Source organism: Mycobacterium persicum (genome assembly GCF_002086675.1).
In the GTDB taxonomy this organism is placed as follows: domain Bacteria; phylum Actinomycetota; class Actinomycetes; order Mycobacteriales; family Mycobacteriaceae; genus Mycobacterium; species Mycobacterium persicum.
In genome coordinates this window covers 43,829-61,014 of record NZ_MVIF01000007.1, presented here as the reverse complement: position 1 = coordinate 61,014, position 17,186 = coordinate 43,829, and the positions used below count along the sequence as shown (strand labels likewise).

The 17,186-nt window shown below is 67.5% G+C and carries 18 protein-coding genes and 1 pseudogene; 9 read left to right on the top strand and 10 right to left on the bottom strand.

Going from position 1 to position 17,186, the window contains the following annotated elements:
• Positions 1 to 120: 120 nt before the first annotated feature.
• Together BST40_RS04200 and BST40_RS04195 are read left to right on the top strand one after the other, a co-directional pair.
• On the top strand, positions 121 to 1,167 hold the full coding sequence (locus BST40_RS04200) for a DUF4328 domain-containing protein (RefSeq protein ID WP_075549759.1): 1,047 nt from the start codon (positions 121 to 123) through the stop codon (positions 1,165 to 1,167).
• 5 nt (positions 1,168 to 1,172) lie between these two features.
• The gene (locus BST40_RS04195; RefSeq protein WP_075549830.1) at positions 1,173 to 1,997 is read left to right on the top strand and encodes a glycerophosphodiester phosphodiesterase; all 825 of its coding nucleotides are present in this window, start codon (positions 1,173 to 1,175) and stop codon (positions 1,995 to 1,997) included.
• On the opposite strand, the gene BST40_RS04190 is transcribed toward BST40_RS04195, so the two are convergent.
• The 3 genes from BST40_RS04190 to BST40_RS04180 form a co-directional block, all read right to left on the bottom strand.
• Entirely contained in the window at positions 1,994 to 2,539 is a 546-nt protein-coding gene (locus BST40_RS04190) for a ferritin (protein WP_075549760.1), read from the bottom strand. The two genes, BST40_RS04195 and BST40_RS04190, sit on opposite strands and share 4 nt — an antisense overlap.
• 280 nt (positions 2,540 to 2,819) lie before the next feature.
• Positions 2,820 to 4,061 carry an LCP family protein gene (locus BST40_RS31025; RefSeq protein WP_083153551.1) on the bottom strand — a complete coding sequence of 414 codons (1,242 nt, stop codon included), beginning with the start codon at positions 4,059 to 4,061 and terminating at the stop codon, positions 2,820 to 2,822.
• 52 nt (positions 4,062 to 4,113) lie between these two features.
• On the bottom strand, positions 4,114 to 4,920 hold the full coding sequence (locus BST40_RS04180; protein ID WP_075549762.1) for a DUF2470 domain-containing protein: 807 nt from the start codon (positions 4,918 to 4,920) through the stop codon (positions 4,114 to 4,116).
• Positions 4,921 to 5,009: 89 nt separating this feature from the next.
• Between BST40_RS04180 and pheA the strand changes: the two genes are divergently transcribed.
• Complete coding sequence (gene pheA / locus BST40_RS04175; RefSeq protein ID WP_075549831.1) at positions 5,010 to 5,966, top strand: prephenate dehydratase; 957 nt, start codon at positions 5,010 to 5,012, stop codon at positions 5,964 to 5,966.
• A complete protein-coding gene (locus BST40_RS04170; RefSeq protein ID WP_075549763.1) occupies positions 5,963 to 6,661 on the top strand; it encodes a histidine phosphatase family protein in 699 nt (232 codons plus the stop codon). The genes pheA and BST40_RS04170 overlap by 4 nt, the downstream gene beginning before the upstream one ends.
• Here the strand turns inward: BST40_RS04170 and BST40_RS31410 are convergent.
• The 3 genes and pseudogenes from BST40_RS31410 to BST40_RS04155 form a co-directional block, all read right to left on the bottom strand.
• A complete protein-coding gene (locus BST40_RS31410; protein ID WP_082275687.1) occupies positions 6,638 to 6,853 on the bottom strand; it encodes a hypothetical protein in 216 nt (71 codons plus the stop codon). The genes BST40_RS04170 and BST40_RS31410 overlap by 24 nt on opposite strands.
• Positions 6,850 to 7,269, bottom strand: a pseudogene (locus tag BST40_RS04160) (metallopeptidase family protein). The gene BST40_RS31410 and the pseudogene BST40_RS04160 overlap by 4 nt, the downstream one beginning before the upstream one ends.
• A 3-nt stretch (positions 7,270 to 7,272) precedes the next feature.
• Positions 7,273 to 8,631, bottom strand: a complete 1,359-nt coding sequence (locus tag BST40_RS04155; protein ID WP_183154938.1) for a septum formation family protein — start codon at positions 8,629 to 8,631, stop codon at positions 7,273 to 7,275.
• A 120-nt stretch (positions 8,632 to 8,751) separates the two neighbouring features.
• Here BST40_RS04155 and serS point away from each other — a divergent pair, with 120 nt between their 5' ends.
• Complete coding sequence (serS, locus tag BST40_RS04150) at positions 8,752 to 10,008, top strand: serine--tRNA ligase (RefSeq protein WP_075549832.1); 1,257 nt, start codon at positions 8,752 to 8,754, stop codon at positions 10,006 to 10,008.
• Here the strand turns inward: serS and BST40_RS04145 are convergent.
• Positions 10,005 to 10,484 (bottom strand): DUF2834 domain-containing protein, encoded by a 480-nt coding sequence (locus BST40_RS04145; protein ID WP_075549766.1) that lies wholly within the window; start codon positions 10,482 to 10,484, stop codon positions 10,005 to 10,007. The genes serS and BST40_RS04145 overlap by 4 nt on opposite strands.
• 70 nt (positions 10,485 to 10,554) lie before the next feature.
• Here BST40_RS04145 and BST40_RS31405 point away from each other — a divergent pair, with 70 nt between their 5' ends.
• A complete protein-coding gene (locus BST40_RS31405) occupies positions 10,555 to 11,181 on the top strand; it encodes a TetR/AcrR family transcriptional regulator (protein WP_075549767.1) in 627 nt (208 codons plus the stop codon).
• Between the two features lie 51 nt (positions 11,182 to 11,232).
• On the top strand, positions 11,233 to 12,789 hold the full coding sequence (locus tag BST40_RS04135) for a phytoene desaturase family protein (protein ID WP_075549768.1): 1,557 nt from the start codon (positions 11,233 to 11,235) through the stop codon (positions 12,787 to 12,789).
• A 68-nt stretch (positions 12,790 to 12,857) separates the two neighbouring features.
• On the opposite strand, the gene BST40_RS04130 is transcribed toward BST40_RS04135, so the two are convergent.
• The 3 genes from BST40_RS04130 to BST40_RS04120 form a co-directional block, all read right to left on the bottom strand.
• Positions 12,858 to 13,190: a hypothetical protein gene (locus BST40_RS04130; RefSeq protein WP_075549769.1), complete on the bottom strand. Its 333-nt coding sequence runs from the start codon at positions 13,188 to 13,190 to the stop codon at positions 12,858 to 12,860.
• Positions 13,187 to 14,737 carry an MBL fold metallo-hydrolase gene (locus BST40_RS04125; RefSeq protein WP_075549770.1) on the bottom strand — a complete coding sequence of 517 codons (1,551 nt, stop codon included), beginning with the start codon at positions 14,735 to 14,737 and terminating at the stop codon, positions 13,187 to 13,189. Before BST40_RS04125 ends, BST40_RS04130 begins: the two co-directional genes overlap by 4 nt.
• A gap of 72 nt (positions 14,738 to 14,809) precedes the next feature.
• On the bottom strand, positions 14,810 to 15,544 hold the full coding sequence (locus BST40_RS04120; protein WP_083153549.1) for a phosphotransferase: 735 nt from the start codon (positions 15,542 to 15,544) through the stop codon (positions 14,810 to 14,812).
• Between the two features lie 88 nt (positions 15,545 to 15,632).
• Between BST40_RS04120 and BST40_RS04115 the strand changes: the two genes are divergently transcribed.
• Both BST40_RS04115 and BST40_RS04110 read left to right on the top strand, forming a co-directional pair.
• Positions 15,633 to 16,412, top strand: a complete 780-nt coding sequence (locus BST40_RS04115) for a lysophospholipid acyltransferase family protein (protein WP_075549772.1) — start codon at positions 15,633 to 15,635, stop codon at positions 16,410 to 16,412.
• 3 nt (positions 16,413 to 16,415) lie between these two features.
• Positions 16,416 to 17,171: a lysophospholipid acyltransferase family protein gene (locus BST40_RS04110; protein WP_075549773.1), complete on the top strand. Its 756-nt coding sequence runs from the start codon at positions 16,416 to 16,418 to the stop codon at positions 17,169 to 17,171.
• Positions 17,172 to 17,186 lie beyond the last annotated feature (15 nt).

Here is a 17,186-nt window from a genome sequence, read left to right as displayed (position 1 = left end):
TGCCTCGCCGGGGGCCCGGGCCGCCGCGGTCCCGCACCGCCCCGCGCACGCAAGGTGCTTCCCCGATCCGCTTTGACGCCGTGCTGTGCCGTGGTGTCGGCAGGCTATTAGGCTGGTCCGGTGATCCAGGTGTGCTCCCAATGCGGCACTCGGTGGAACGTCCGCGATCGTCAGCGGGTGTGGTGTCCACGTTGCCGGGGGACCCTGATGGCGCCGCTGGCCGACCCGTCGGCGGGTGACCCGCGGTGGCCTTCGGCGGTGGGCCCTCAGCCGGCGCCTCACCTCATGCAGCGCACTCCGCCGCGGCTCCCACCCGGGTTTCGCTGGATCGCGGTACGCCCGGGCGCCCCGCCGCCACCGCGGACCTGGCGACGATTCCGCGGGCCCACGCCGCGCTATGCCGTGATGCCGCGTTGGGGTCTGGCGGACCGACTCCCTTCGACCGCACCGTCGCCGGCGGCGATACCGGAAAAGTCCGGGCCGGCCGCACCCACGGTGCGCGCCGCGCTGTTCGCCACGATCGTGGTGCTCGGTATCGCCGCATTGGTCTATGCGGTGCGATACGTGCTCCTCATCGTCAACCGCAGCCTATTGCTTAACTCCCTGGTGGCCGGGGCCGCGCTGTGGTTGGGGGTGCTGGCCAGCATTGCCGCGCTCGTCGCGACGATCGGCTGTTTCGTCGTGCTCATTCGCTGGCTGATCGCTCGTCGGGCTGCCGCGTTCGCCCATCACGGCCTGCCCGAGCACCGCTCGGCGCGGCAGTTGTGGGCCGGCTGTCTGCTGCCGTTGGCCAACGTGTTGTGGGCGCCGGTGTACGTCATCGAACTCGCGGTGGTCGAAGACCACTACCACCGGCTGCGCCGGCCCATCGTGGTGTGGTGGATCACCTGGGGGGTCAGCAATGCGGTGTCGATCTTCGCCATCGCCACCAGCTTTGCCGGCGACGCCCAGGGCATCGCCAACAACACGGTGATGACGGTCGTTGGCTACGCGTTGGCCGCGGCCGCCGTGGCCGCTGCCGGGCGGGTGTTCGAAGGGTTGGAGCGCAAACCGGTCGAACGGCCGGCGCACCGGTGGCTCGTGGTGCGCCCGGATGGCCCGCCCCCGCAACCCGCCCCGGTTGCTGCCGGGGCAGTTGAGCTGCAAGGCCAAGAACCGGCAGCATAATGGGCATGACCTGGGCCGACGAGGTGATCGCCGGGCATCCGTTTGTGGTTGCCCACCGTGGCGCGTCCGCTGCTCGACCGGAACACACGCTGGCCGCCTACGACCTGGCGCTCAAGGAGGGCGCCGACGGCGTGGAATGCGACGTGCGGCTAACCCGCGATGGCCACCTCGTCTGTGTACACGACCGGCGCTTGGACCGGACCTCGACCGGAGTCGGGCTGGTCAGCACGATGACGCTGGCCGAGCTGCGCGAGCTGGAGTACGGCGCCTGGCACGAAAGCTGGCGTGCGGACGGCACTCACGGCGACACCAGCCTGCTGACCCTGGATGCGCTGGTCGCGCTGGTGCTGGACTGGAACCGGCCGGTGAAGATCTTCATCGAGACCAAGCACCCGGTCCGATACGGATCGCTGGTCGAAAACAAGGTGCTGGCACTTCTGCACCGCTTCGGCATTGCCGCGCCGGCCTCCGCCGACCGGTCGCGCGCCGTCGTCATGTCGTTCTCGGCCGCGGCGGTCTGGCGGATCCGGCGGGCCGCGCCGCTGTTGCCGACGGTGCTGCTCGGCAAGACCGGACGGTACCTGGCCAGCAGCGCGGCCACCGCCGTCGGGGCGACCGCGGTGGGACCGTCGCTGCCGGCGTTGAAGGACTACCCGCAACTCGTCGACCGTGCGGCGGCCCAGGGACGGGCGGTTTACTGCTGGAACGTCGACGAATACGACGACGTCGAATTCTGCCGTGAGGTCGGGGTGGCGTGGATGGCCACTCACCACCCCGCCCGCACGAAGGCCTGGCTACAGCAGGGGCGCGCCGGCCAGGCCGGCGGCTAGAGACTACCGCCGGCGGCGCGCGGGGCGCCTGAGGCGGACGGCGCCCGGCCCACCTCGCGGGCGACGAAGTTCTCGAGCTCGAACAGGTTGGATCCGGCCCGGTCCGCGATCCGCAGCAGGGTGGACATCAGCGACATCTCTTCGACCTGTTCTTGCAGGAACCACTGCATGAACTGCTCGCCGAGGAAGTCGCCCTCGTCGCGGGCCACCGCCGCCAGCCGGCCGACCTGGTCGGTGACGGCACGTTCCTGGTCGAGTGCCAGCGCCAGCGCATCACGCGGTTTGTCGAACTGGTTTCGGACGGTGTCGATGCCCGGTATTTCGACGCGAAGGCCGCGGTCGAGCAGATGTTGCACCAGCATCATCGCGTGATTGCGTTCTTCGACCGCCTGGCCATAGAAATGCTTCGCCAATTGTGGCAAGTCCTCGCTGTCGAAATAGACCGCGATCGCAATATATTGCTGTGCGGTGGTGAATTCGTTGAAGATTTGCTCTTGCATTAACGCGTGGAATTTGGTCTTGTGTCCGTCGTAGTCAGTCATGAGGTCAGATTAATGCAGGTAGGACCTGGTCCGCAACAAAGGCATCACTTAGTGAGGACAGCGTTTCCTAAGTGTTCCGGGGCCGTCAATAACGCTCTTTATCAGGCCAGGTTTGCCTAACTGAAATAATTCCGCTAGGCGTTATTGCGGGTGGCTGTCGCTACAAACGATACGGGGCGCCACGACTTCCTCGCGCCCAGCGTGAACAGGGGGCGCTGAGCACCGGCGTGTCGTCGCGGCCGGTTCACGTTCGACGCGTCCTGCACACCCGGTGAAGTCACTATGGTTGCCCGTCGATCGCGGAAGTCGGCACCGGAGCATCCGACGCGAGCGCGTCGAACAATTCCCGGGCCGCGTCGTGATTCCATACCACCACCGAGCCGACGTCGCTGTCGGTGAACTCGCCGATCGGAACCGTCAGCGCGGTGGTGTGCCCGTGCAGCGCCCAGACCAGGCGTGCCAGGTCGAAGACATGGGTGGCCTGGTCGACGGTCAGCGCCCGGGCGGCTGCGTGTGGCACCGCGTACCAACGCCATGGGTTGAGCCATACCGCGGGGCTGGCGGCGCGGTGCAGCAGCGCTGCCATGAACTGGCGTTGGTTGAGCATCCGATCCAGATCGGCCCGCGGTGTGGCGCGAGACCGGACGTAACCCAGCGCCCGTCGGCCGTCCAGTTGTTGACAGCCGACCGGCAGGTCGACACCGGCCAATGGATCGCGGATCGGGTCGCTCAGGCACACGCTGCCCCCACCCAGCGCGTCGACCAGGTCGGCGAAGCCGCCGAATCCAACCTCGGCGTAATGGTTGACGCGCAGGCCGGTGGCCTGCTCAACGGTCTGCACTAGTAAGGGCGCGCCACCGGTCACGAACGCGGCGTTGATCTTGTCGCGACCGTGACCGGGTATCGGCACCGAGGAGTCGCGCGGTATCGACACCAACGTCGTCGGGGTGCTCGACCCGAACTCCGGCACATGCACCAGCAGGATGGTGTCGGTGCGTCCGGCGCCGACGTCGCCGCCGGTGGCGAGGCTTTGCTGCTGCTCGGTGGTGAGGTCCTGGCGGCTGTCGGAACCGACAAGCAGCCAGTTCGTGCCGCGGCCGGCGCCCGGGCGGTCGGCGTCGTCGCTGAACACCGGCTCGCGGCGCAGCGACGTGTCCAGCCACAGCGCACCGCCGAGGATGCCCGCTCCGGCCAATAACAAAACGACCAGCACACTGAGTGCCACGATCCTGCCCCAGCGCCGCTGCCTGACCCGGTTGCGGCGCGCCTTCGGCGCCACCGGCCGCGGAGGCGGCGTCGACTCGGCCGGACCGCGCTGCCGTCTGAGCCGGACTGGCCGGGCTGTCGAGGACGGCGGGGGATCAGTCGTTGCCGGTGTGGAATCCGGTTCGGGCCGGGGTCTGCCCGGTGGCCGCGGTGGCGGGTTTTCGCGACGGATGACCTGTGACGGCTCCGGCTGCGCCGACCGGTGATGCAGCGGTCCTCGGGGTCTCCAGGGCTGCGGTGATCGATCGCCGTTCACCCGGACAACGTACGTGGCCGGACCCGGCAGTGCAGCCGGCCGCGACGGCGTGCTACGACGCGCAGCGCCGGCGGGCCCGCAAGCCGTTGACGAAGGGGCACCCCATCAACACCCGGATGGCCTGCCCCAGCCCATGCATGTCGTTGACCGGCCGATGGAACGGCAATCGGATGTCGCGGTCGCCGTCGTCGCCTTCGACCCGAAATTGCACGCCGTACCGGTCGAGGCCGAGGGGACGGATCGCTCCGCGCCGCCATTGGGCGGGCAGCCGGGAGACCAACCGGGCGACGACGTCGCCATGGACGGTCGCCAGGTGCCACAGCAACGTCGATTCGATCTCGCAGAACGGGTCCGGTCTGGCTGCCAGCAGGTCCGCGACACTGACCGGCGAGGCTCCGGTGGTGTCGGTCACGACCACCGATTCGGTCTCCAGCCGCAGCAATGTGTACCGGTGCTGCTGCCGCAGGGCGGGGCCGGATCGGGGAGTCTCCACCTGCAGCAGGGTCGGGTCCGGGTTCTCGGTGGCGATCGTGTCCAGCACCGAGGTCACTGCTCCCCACGGGACCCGCTGCAGGCGACCGCGGATCCACACCAGCGATCGGACCGGCTCCCGGACCGGCAGCGGGGCGTAATCGGTGAGCTCGAGCAAGGCCTGAGATCCACAGCCGGGCGTGTAACCGGCCGCGGCAGCGCGGTCAGCGGGAACGGCCACGGCGAAGGAACCGTCGGACATCAAGTGATGCAGCGGCGCGGCCATCGGTTGGTCGGGCTCTACCGCCAGCAGGCCCGCGCCGGCCCGCGCGCAAATTGTGCGAACGCGCTCGGCGGTCGTGGGCGTCGGGTTGGTGATCGGAAACATCGCGGCGGCTCCTCGAAATTAGGTAAGCCTAACTTAAGCTACTCGGCTCGTCCGTCGCAAGGACCCGATGCGCCACTAGTGTGGTCAACGTGGTCTGCATCGCCTACCTCGGTCCGGAAGGGACGTTCACCGAGGCGGCGCTGTTGCAGATAACGGCCGCCGGGCTGGTACCCGGCCGGGAAGCCGAGCTGACGGAGCTGCCGCAACGGCTGCCGGTCGAGAGCACCCCCGCCGCGCTGGAGGCTGTCCGCAACGGCACGGCGGATTTCGCCTGCGTCCCCATGGAGAACTCGATCGACGGGTCGCTGGCGCCCACTTTGGACAGCCTGGCCATCGGTTCGCCGCTGCAGGTGTTCGCCGAGACCACCCTCGACGTGGCCTTCAGCATCGTCGTACGGCCCGGTCGCAGTGCGGCCGAGGTACGGACGCTGGCCGCCTTCCCGGTGGCGGCAGCACAGGTACGGCAATGGCTCAGCGCGCATCTGCCCGGTGTCGAGATGTGCCCGGCGTATTCGAATGCCGACGCGGTCCGCCAGGTGGCTGAGGGCCGGGTCGACGCGGCTGTCACGTCGCCGCTGGCGGCCGCCCACTGGGCATTGACGGCGCTGGCCGACGGTGTCGTCGACGAATCCAGCGCCCGGACCCGTTTCGTGTTGATCGGCCGGCCGGCCCGACCGCCGGCGCGCACGGGAGCCGATCGCACCTCGGCGGTGTTGCGGATCGACAACGTGCCCGGCGCACTGGTGGAAGCGCTGACCGAGTTCGGCATGCGCGGCATCGACCTCACCCGGATCGAATCCCGGCCCACCCGTACCGAATTGGGCACCTACATGTTTTTCGTGGACTGCGTCGGCCATATCGACGACGACGCCGTCGCCGAGGCACTCAAGGCGTTGCACCGTCGTTGTGCTGATGTGCGATACCTGGGTTCCTGGCCGACGGGACAGGCGGTCGGCATGCAGCCGCCGCCACCCGACGATGCATCGATCTGGCTGGCTCGGCTGCGGGAGGGCCAGCCGGCCCCGGCCCGGGAGCCGGGGCGATGAGCGGTCGGCTGGTGCTGCTGCGGCATGGCCAGTCCCACGGCAACGTCGAGCGCCGGCTGGACACCCGGCCACCCGGCACGGCGTTGACGTCCCTGGGACGCGAGCAAGCCCGCGCGTTCGCGCTCGGCGGTTCTGCCCGCCCGGTCCTGCTGGCGCACTCGGTCGCGGTCCGTGCGGCAGAAACGGCCGAGGTGATCGCCGCCGAGCTGGAGTTGTCGCCGCTGCGGCTCGACGGCATCCACGAGGTCCAGGTGGGAGAGCTGGAAAATCGCAGCGACGACGAGGCCGTGGCCGAATTCAACGCCATCTACGACCGTTGGCATCGCGGTGAATTGCAGGTGCCGCTGCCCGGCGGTGAGTCGGGCGAAGACGTCTTGGACCGGTACCTGCCGGTGCTTACTGAACTACGGATGCGCTACCTGGACGACGCCGCCTGGGATGGTGACATCGTGGTCGTTAGCCATGGCGCCGCTATCCGGCTGACGTCGGCGGTGCTGGCCGGCGTCGACGGCACGTTCGTGCTCGACAACCATTTGGGCAATGCCGAATGCGTGGTGCTGGCTCCGATCACCGACGGGCGCTGGAGTTGTGTGCAGTGGGGAAACCTCAAGCCGCCGTTCTACCCCGACCTCACGCAAGGCCCACCTACGCCGGTCATCGACGCGGTGACGTCAAGCACTGACCCGATGGGGTGATCCGGCCTCTCCGTTCGGCGCGTCAGCGCATCGGCAGCCGACCGCGTCGCAGTCGATGACGAACCCGTGCACCGATATCTCGGGTCCGTCGCAGTCGTTTTCGGTGCATTCGGTCCGGCCCAGATCATGACGAATGACGGTGCCGTGGCAGTGATAGACGCCTGTCCGGCAGTCGCGACAGACTGTGCTCATGAAGCGTTCTTAGCACCAGGGCCGGACAATTCCGGGATGCCGCGCCCGTCACCGGCGGGGTTCGGTCAGCCCCACCCCAGTTCGTCCAGCCTGGCGTCGTCGATGCCGAAGTGGTGGGCGATCTCGTGGATCACGGTGATTGCCACCTGATCGACGACTTCGTCGGCGGATTCGCAGACATCCAGCAGGGCGTCGCGGTAGATGGTGATCGCGTCCGGCAGTGCTCCGGCGTAATCGGAGTCGCGCTCGGTCAGCGCGACTCCCTCGTATAAGCCCAACAGGTCGTGGTCGCCGGGGTGGCGGTCGGCGACCAAGATGACCACGTTGTCCATCGCGGCTGCCAGTTCGCGCGGGATGAGGTCGAGTGCGTCGGAAACCAGTTCGTCGAACCGCTGCGGATCCATCCGCACCGCCACGGGTTAACCTTCCGGCGCGGGCTCGGCGGGTGCGGGGGCTTCCGGTGCCGGGGCCGCCGGCGGCGCCCCGCCATCAGCCGGTGGGGCGGCGGGTGCTTGGGTGGTGGCCGGCGCGGCGGGCGGTTGGGTGGTGGCCGGGGCTGCGGGCGCGCGAGACGGTGTCACCACCGGCTGTTGATTGGGCAGGTGTTGGTTGCCCGGTGGCGTGACCGGGATCTCCTGGACCGGGGCCGCGGGTTGTGGGGCCGGCACCTGCACCGGGATCGGCGGCAGCGTGAGCCGCTCCTCGGGGATGTCGGGCGGCGGTATCGGGGGCTGGCCGTTGATCAGCAGCGGTCCCTTGGCGCTGTTGACCAACGTGGCCCAGCCGCCGTTGCCCAGCGTCGCACCGATGCTGCACGCGACCTCACGGCTGCCCGCCGACCAACTGGACAGCGACAGCGTCGGGTAGATCAGCGTCAACGTGGTGGTCCGCAACTTGATGGGCGCCAGATACGCGTCCGTCATCCGGGTGCAGTTGTCCTTGATGTACGCGTCCTGCTCTGGTTCGGCGGGCAGCGCGTTCGGGAACTTCTCGGAGAGGTTGACCGTGCCGGTCACCTCCATCGCGTGGGGGGCCGTGCAATCGACCGGAACATCGACCGGTTGGTTGGTGTTCGAGTCGATGGCCAGGCAGGTGCCGGCCGGCCAGACCTTGGACTGGTCGAGTTCGGCGACCTTGCCTTTGAACAGGGCCTGCTGGTTGTTGGGGCCGGGCAACTGCAAGCCGCACAACATGCGGCGCTCGCCGGCTTGTCGCCACGCGCGGTCACCGGACCACAGCATGCTGATGGTGAACTTGCTGTTCGGGTCGAACTTGGTGCCGAGGTAGCGGCGTACGGCGGCCTCGCACTGCTCCTGGCTGATTTGCTGGATGCGTGCCGGCGACGGGGGATCAGCGTTGGGCCCGTACTCCGAACCGGGGAAGGTCCGCATGTCGATGGACTCGGCCACTTCGAACCGGTGGTCGTCGGAGCAGCTGACGATGGTCGCGGCCTCCGGCATGGCGTCGGGCCAGTTCAGGCAGTCGCCGCCGGTGGCTCGGTTGAAGGCGGCGTTGCTTTTGGCGCCGGTGCTGGGCACCGGGTTGTTGTCGATGTAGCCGGCAAGGCGCCCCGGACCGGTGGTCACCGCGGGAATCGCGGTGGCCAGCCCGGCGATCAGCAAGGCACCCAGAGCGGTGAGCAGCAGCGCCCGCCGGGTCGCCGACGCCTGCAGAGCCCGAGGCCAGCGGAAGCCCGCCCCCGGCGGGGTGGCTGCGGCGGTGCCGGTTCTGTCAGCTTCGCTGTCAGGTGGCAGTTGCTTCTCGGGAGCGTCCAACATCCGTTCCATTGTGACAGGGGCTGCCCGGTGGCGTTACCAATGTTGCTGATGTGAGACCAGAGCCGGATGCCCGGCCAGCTGACGCCATCGGGCTGCGCGGTCAAAAGTAGTCTTGCGCCCGTGATCGACCTGAAGCTGCTCCGCGAAGACCCCGACGCCGTGCGCCGCTCCCAACTCAGTCGCGGCGAAGACCCGTCGCTGGTGGACGACCTGTTGACGGCCGACGCCACGCGGCGCAGCGCGATCGCGGCCGCGGATGCGCTGCGCGCCGAACAGAAGGCCGCCAGCAAGAGGGTGGGCGGCGCGTCACCGGAGGAGCGGCCCGCGCTGCTGCACCGCGCGAAATACCTCGCCGAGCAGGTCAAGACCGCCGAAGCGAACCAAACCGAAACCGAGGCGGTGTTCACCGCGGCACATCTGGCGATCCCCAACGTGATCCTGGACGGCGTCCCCGCCGGCGGGGAGGACGACTATGCGGTGCTCGACGTCGTCGGCGAACCCCCTCGGCTGGACGACCCGAAAGACCACCTGGAACTCGGCGAGGCGCTCGGTCTCATCGACATGCAGCGCGGCGCGAAGGTGTCCGGATCGCGGTTCTACTTCCTGACCGGGCGGGGTGCGCTGCTGCAGTTGGGGCTGCTGCAGCTGGCGCTGCGGCTGGCCGTCGACAACGGCTTCATCCCGATGATTCCGCCGGTGCTGGTGCGCCCGGAGGTGATGTCCGGCACCGGCTTCCTGGGCGCCCATGCCGAGGAGGTGTACCGGCTGGAGGCCGACGACCTCTACCTGGTGGGCACCTCGGAGGTGCCGCTGGCGGGCTACCATTCCGGCGAGATTCTGGACCTGTCCGCCGGGCCGCTGCGTTACGCGGGTTGGTCGTCATGCTTCCGGCGCGAGGCCGGCAGCTATGGCAAGGACACCCGCGGCATCATTCGAGTGCACCAGTTCGACAAGGTGGAGGGCTTCATCTACTGCACACCCGGCGACGCCGAAGCCGAACATCAGCGGCTGCTGGCCTGGCAGCGCGAAATGTTGGCCCTGATCGAGGTGCCGTATCGGGTCATCGACGTGGCCGCGGGTGATCTCGGCGCGTCGGCGGCGCGCAAGTTCGACTGCGAGGCGTGGGTTCCGACTCAGGGCGGCTACCGCGAGCTGACCTCGACGTCGAACTGCACCACCTTTCAGGCGCGCCGCCTGGCGACCCGCTTCCGCGATGCCAATGGCAAGCCGCAGATCGCGGCGACGCTCAACGGCACGTTGGGCACCACCCGCTGGCTGGTCGCCATCCTGGAAAACCACCAGCGGCCCGACGGCAGCGTGCGGGTCCCCGCGGCGCTGGTCCCGTTTGTCGGTACCGAGGTGCTCGAACCGCTCTAGACGTTGAGGGTTTGGCGCGATTGTTCGTGCCGGCGCTGGCGTTCGATGGTGGCGAAGTAGCAGGCGAGCGGGAAGGCAAAGCTGGTGAAGAAGCTGGCCACAAAGAACAGCCACGGGCGTTTCAGACCTCGCCGATAGCCGTCGACGATGGTAAACACCGGCAGCAGAACGACATTCGCGATGAGGTAGTCCTGATTGCCGGAGCCTGCGGCCGGGTTTGCGAATTGCAGCCGAAGGAAGTTCGGGTAGCTGCCCGGTCCGGAGACCAGGTTGCCTTGACCGTGCGCGCCGAGCATGAAGTGGATGTTGAAGTACCAGCCCAACGCGATCGAGGCGATGCCGGCGGTGTAATACACGCATTCCAGCGGCGACAGCCAGGCCCCGCCCGCCGGTTTCGCGTAGACCTTGGGGTTCGACGCCACGATCCAGGCGACGACGGCAAGCCCGAGTAGCGCGTGGATAACCAGCGACACCATGGCCGCAGTCTCATCGCACCGGAAAGTTTTGTCAATATTGTCATAATGATTCTTGGTACGGTTTACTGCCATGGTCCGGCCAGCGCAGACGGCGCGCAGCGAACGCACCCGGGAGGCGTTGCGTCAGGCCGCGCTGGTGCGATTCCTGGCCCAGGGCGTGGCGGACACCTCGGCCGAACAGATCGCGGCGGACGCGGGGGTATCGCTGCGGACGTTCTATCGCCACTTCCACTCCAAGCACGATTTGTTGTTTGCCGACTACACCGGGCTGCACTGGTTTCGCACGGCATTGGACGCCAGGCCGGCCGACGAGCCGATCATCGATTCCGTGCGGTCGGCCGTCTTCGCGTTTCCCTATGACGTGGAAGCCGTCACGAAAATCGCCGCGTTGCGGGGTGCGGAACTCGACCCCGGGCGCATCGTCCGGCACATTCGTGACGTCCAGGCCGACTTCGCCGAGGCAATCGCCAGGCAGCTGCAACGCCGTAGCTGCGTGGCTGACCCGACTCCGGACCAGCGGTTGCGGGTGGCGGTGACGGCGAGGTGTATCGCCGCGGCCGTGTTCGGTGCGATGGAGGTGTGGATGCTCGGCGATGAGCGGTCGCTCGGTGAGTTGGCGCGGATGTGTCATACGGCGCTGGAATCGCTGCGGGCCGGTATCACCGAGTCGTGGCTTCCCGGCCAGGTTTCGTCATAATTGACAAAACCTTTGCATCCGTGCCAGCGTGCCTTGCTGGAGGGCAGGAGCATGTCTGATTACGACGCCATAGTCATCGGCGCCGGGCACAACGGGCTGACCGCGGCGGTGCTGCTGCAGCGGGCGGGGCTGCGAACCGTGTGCCTGGACGCCAAGCGCTACGCCGGCGGGATGGCCACCACCGTCGAGCTGTTCGACGGGTACCGGTTCGAGATCGCCGGCTCGGTGCAGTTCCCCACGTCGGCGGTGGTGGTGAACGAATTGGGCCTGGATACCTTGCCGTCCGTCCAGTGCGAGGTGATGTCGGTGGCGTTGCGCGGTATCGGCGACGATCCGCTGATCCAGTACACCGACCCGGTGAAGATGTTCGCCCACCTCAACGAGGTACACGGCGCGGACGTGGTCACCGGAATGGCGGGGCTGCTGGCGTGGAGCCGGGCGCCGACACGGGCGCTGGGACGCTTCGAGGCCGGCACGCTGCCGAAGACCTTCGACGAGATGTATGCCTGCGCCACCAACGAATTCGAGCGCTCAGCCATCGACGACATGCTGTTCGGGTCGGTCACCGACGTGCTGGACCGCTACCTGCCGGACCGCGAGAAGCACGCCGCCCTGCGCGGCTCGATGACGGTGCTGGCCGTCAACACCATCTACCGCGGGCCGGCCACGCCGGGCAGCGCCGCCGCACTGGCCTTCGGACTGGGTATGCCCGACGGCGACTTCGTGCAGATGAAGAAGCTGCGCGGCGGCATCGGGGCGCTGACCGCGCATCTGTGCCGGCTGCTGCAGAGCCACGGCGGCGAAGTCCGGTTGCGATCCAAGGTGGCCGAGATCCGCGTCGAGGGCGGCCGGGTGAGCGGCGTGCGTACCGAGGCCGGCGACATCCTGAGCGCCCCGATCGTGGTCTCGGCCGTCGCGCCGGACGTCACGGTCAACGAGCTGATCGATCCCGCGGCGCTGCCCGCCGACATTCGGGAACGGTATGCGCGTATCGATCACCGCGGCAGCTACCTGCAGATGCACTTCGCCCTGGACGAGACGCCCAGTTTTGCCGCGCCATACCAGGCGCTCAATGACCCGGCCATGCAGGCCTCGATCGGGATCTTCTGCACACCGGAGGAGGTGCAGCAGCAGTGGGAGGAATGCCGTCGCGGAATTGTGCCGGCCGACCCGACCGTCGTGCTGCAGATCCCGTCGCTGCACGATCCGCAGCTGGCCCCGGAAGGCAGGCAGGCCGCGTCGGCGTTTGCCCTGTGGTTCCCCATCGAGGGCGGCGCCGACTATGGGCAATCCAAACTCGACATGGGTCAGCGCGTCATCGACAAGATCACTCGGCTGGCACCCAATTTCGCCGGCAGCATCACCAGGCACACCACCTTCACGCCCAAGCACATGGGGGTGATGTTCGGCGCGCCCGGCGGCGACTACTGCCACGGGCTGTTGCATCCCAACCAGATCGGACAAAACCGGCCGGGGCCGAAAGGCTATCTCGGCCAGCCCATTCCGATCGACGGGCTGTACCTGGCAAGTGCGGGATGCCACGGCGGACCCGGAATCACGTTTATTCCCGGCTTCAACGCCGGCCGTGCGGTCCTGGCGGGGTTATGACTCGCCGAACGTGCTCTCAACGCGAAGAACTCGCGAAAATCTCGCAGTGGATACACGTTCGGCTAGAGCTAACGCCGTTCGGCGAGCAACCCATCCAGCAGCGCGACGAAATCGACCGGACGCGCGGGCGTGAAGGCAGGCTTCCATCGCGCCCCCCGAATGTCCAGGGTGATCAACGTCGACTTGAGGGGCCGGTTGACGTCCAGCGGTAGCCAGCGCTGCAGGTCCGAGCTGCCCCAGATACGGAACCGGTGGGTGAGCAGGCCCAGCGGCTCGGCCTGGTAGCCGCGGATGTCGTCTAACGCGATGACCTTGGCCGTGCCGGACGGAAAGTGGTACCGGCGCAACGTGAGTGCGGCACGGTCCAGCTGGACCAGGCCGTCGTCGTAGAACTGCATCATGTTTTCGAACTCCGCAACTGGTGGCCGCGGGTGGTCAGGCAGCGGCCGTCGTCCAGCCGCCATTGCCACCCGTGTAGGTTGCAGGTCAACGTGTTGCCTTCCACCACACCGAATTTCGAAAGATCGGCTTTCAGGTGGGGACAGCGCCGCTGAATTTCCCAGCCGTCCAGGGTGATCGATGCGCTGTCGTCGTGAGTCTCGGCGAACCAGCCGTCGGCGTAGGTGATCCGCTCGTCGGTCAGACACTTGAAGAAGGTGTAGAGGTATTCGTTGTAACCGCCGACGCGCCAGGCCCGAAACCGGGTCGACAAGAAGATGGTGTTGACCCAGTCCGGTTCCCGGTCGCGCAGCACGGTGCGTACCAGCTCCGGCGCGATCGCGAAGCCGTAACGGATCTTTTCGTCGGGAATGCGTTCGCGCACCGTCCGTTTCGGAAAGTCCAAGACGACGGTCTCGGGGCCCAGGACCAGTTCCACCGGGTAGCCGATGCCGTCGCAGATCTGGTCGCTATGCATCATGATCGGTTCGAACAGCGCGCGCAGCGGTTCCAGCAGCGGCTCTCCGCTGGCGGAGGCCCAGCTTGCCCGTTCGGCCGCGACGACCGGCGCCATCCGTTCGGCATAGTCGGCGATGTACTTCGCCTTGCCGGTAGTGAAGATGGCTTCGACGTCTTCGACGGGCAGTGGATGGTTCAGCGAATTCAGCTCCGCGCCGGTGAAATCCGCGACAGATCCCGGGATCATCAGCAGGCCGCGATCGTGGCCGTGGGTGCGCATCTGGTCCAGGAACACCATCTGGTCGGGGAAGATGTTGGCCGGGTCGCTGCCGTCGTCGTTGAGGTGGCGCAGTTCGGGGTCCAAGAAACACGGTGGTCCGGCCGACGGAATCACCCAGGTGGCCCCGACCTGCGCGATGTACTGGCGAGCCCGGTCCATCCCGCGCTGCCGCTTCTGGGTGGCGAAAGCTTCCTTGGCGCGCGCCGGCATGTCGTAGACCATCGGGTACCAGATGGCGCCCGAATACTGCAGCATGTGCACGTCCATAGGGCCGAACTGCGATGCCAGCACGTCCAAATCGATCGGACGGGCATCGTTCATGTTGAACGCCGTCGTCTCGCCGTCGGAAACCACCAGTGCCGAGTCCCCGATCGGACCGTCGGCCGGGGCTCGCAGCGCGATGATCATGATGTCCAGTTCACCCTTGGGCCCGCTCACCCGGTGCTTGACCGAGTCGGTGGTGTCGAAGAACCGGTGAAACCCCAACTTCTCCAGCTCGTTTCGCAGATCGGGCACCGGAAAGTCGGGCAGCAGCACCACCGCGTTCTTGTTGACGTGGCTCCGCAGGTTCTCCGCGTCGAAATGGTCCTTGTGGAGGTGGGAGACGTACAGGTAGTCACAGTCGCCCAGGGCGGACCAGTCCAGTGTGCTGTTGTCGGGAAACGGGAACCAGGAAGTGAAGTAGGCCGGGTTGAGCCAGGGGTCGCACAGAATGCTGCCCGCGTGGGTCTGGATCAGAAAGCCGGCGTGGCCGACGCTGGTGACCTGCACAAATGCCTTTCCGTGTCGTTCAGGAAGATCGACCTGCTGCGCGCGTGGGGGCCGCGAAATGCAGCATCGAGCTTAGCTTGCGTCGATATCCTCGGCCTGCCACAAGCGTCGGTAGTAATCCAGGCGCGGCGGGTCCGGATCGACTCCGTAGGCTTCGAAGAACACCGTGTCCCAGCCGCGCCCCGGGTAGTTCCAGACCAGCGACAGTGTTGCCACCGCGAGGTCGGCCCACCGATCGGCCACGCCCAGGGAGTCGACGTCGACATGTCCGCAGCACCGGCCGTGCTCATCGATCAGCGTGTTGGGCGAACACGCATCGCCGTGACAGACCACCACCCGATCGACCGGCGGAGGGTCGCCGAGCTTTGCCCGCCAGGCCGGGGAAAGCCGGGCCAACCGGCCGGCCGCCGACCAGTCGAACGGACACGACGAGACCGGCAGCGTGTCGTGCAGTGTGCGCAACCCCACAGCGATCGCCCGCACCGCCACGTCAGGTGCCGCCAGCCAGCGAGGGTGCACCGCTGATACACCGGGCAGCCCACCGGTGCGCAGCCATGCCCGGTCGCCGTCGAGGCCGAAACCCAATACCGCCGGCACCGGCGTGTGCTGCGCCGCCCAGCGCAACCGCCGTGCTTCGTCGGCGAAGTCGACCGTGGCGGCTCCGGCTACCTTGACGAATTCGGTGCCCGGACCGATCCGGAAGGTGACGCCGCCGAGTTCATTGGTCCAGACGGCGCGCACGCGCCGGCCGGCAGCAAATGTGCGGACAACTGTGGGTACGGCCGGCGGTGACGTCGGGAAAGACATGGGAAGGGAAGGCCGCCTCTCTTTTCCGGTCTTTGCCTCTCATTTTCGGCTTCAGCCTTGGCGGCCCGGAGCACTAGGCTGGACAGCTGTGGAGCCGGTATACGGGACTATCATTCAGCTTGCCCGCTTGACCTGGCGCATCCAGGGTCTCCGGATCACCGTCACCGGTGTGGAGAACGTACCGGCCACCGGTGGCGCCGTCGTCGCGATCAACCACACCGGATACCTGGACTTCACCTTCGCGGGTTTGCCGGCTTACCAGCAGGGTCTCGGGCGCAAGGTGCGGTTCATGGCCAAACAGGAAGTCTTCGACCACAAGGTCACCGGTCCGATCATGCGTCGGCTGCGGCATATCCCGGTAGACCGGCAGGAGGGGGCCGCGTCTTACGAGGCGGCGGTCCGGATGCTCAAGGATGGTGAGCTGGTCGGCGTCTATCCAGAGGCCACGATCAGCCGCAGTTTCGAGATCAAGGAATTCAAGTCGGGTGCCGCGCGGATGGCGGTCGAGGCCGGCGTGCCGATCGTTCCGCACATCGTGTGGGGCGCGCAACGGATCTGGACGAAGGGCCACCCCAAAAAGCTGGTGCGTCCGAAGGTGCCGATAGCGGTCGTCGTCGGCGAACCGATCGAACCGACACTGGGCACCGCCGAACTGAACAGGTTGCTGCACTCACGGATGCAGCATTTGCTGGAACGGGCGCAGAAGCTGTACGGACCGCATCCGGCCGGCGAGTTCTGGGTACCGCACCGGCTCGGCGGCGGTGCGCCGTCGCTGGCCGAGGCGGCCCGGATGGACGCGCAGGAGGCGGCGGAGAGGGCGGCTCGCCGTGCGCAGCGCGCCGATCCGGCCGGAGCCGCGGAGCAGTGACCGATGGCCGAGCCGACCTACCGCACCCTGGAGATCCTGGCCAAGTTGCTGGTGCTGGCGACCGGAACCCGGATCAGCTATTTCGGTGTGGAAAACGTGCCCGAACGGGGCGGCGCCGTGGTCGCGATCAACCACACCAGCTATGTCGACTGGCTGCCGGCCGCGCTGGCCATGAATCGTCGGCGCCGCCGGATGCGGTACATGATCAAGGCTGAGATGCAGCGGGTGAAGCTGGTCAATTTCTTGATCAAACGCACCCGGACTATCCCGGTGGACCGAGGTGCCGGCGCCGGCGCCTATACGGTGGCGGTGCAGCGGCTTCGGGAAGGTGAACTGGTCGGCGTCTATCCGGAGGCGACGATCAGCCGCAGCTTCGAGCTCAAAGAGTTCAAGTCCGGGGCCGCCCGGATGGCGGTGGAGGCAGACGTCCCGATTGTTCCCGTTATTGTTTGGGGTGCCCAGCGGATCTGGACCAAAGGCCATCCCCGGCGCATTGGACGCACCAAAGTGCCGATCATTGTGCAGGTGGGACCGCCTTTTCCGGCCCGCGGCGATATCGCGCAGACCGATGCTGCTCTGCGGGAGGCGATGACCGGGCTGCTGCATCAGGTGCAGCAACGGTATCGCCATCCGCCCGGGGCGTACTGGGTGCCGCGCCGACTCGGTGGCGGTGCGCCGACGCCGGCCGAGGCGGCTCAGTTGGATGCTGACGAGGCGGCGGCGAAGGCGGCCGGCCGTGCACCGCATCAGTCGCGGTAGCGGTGGAAGGAGAAC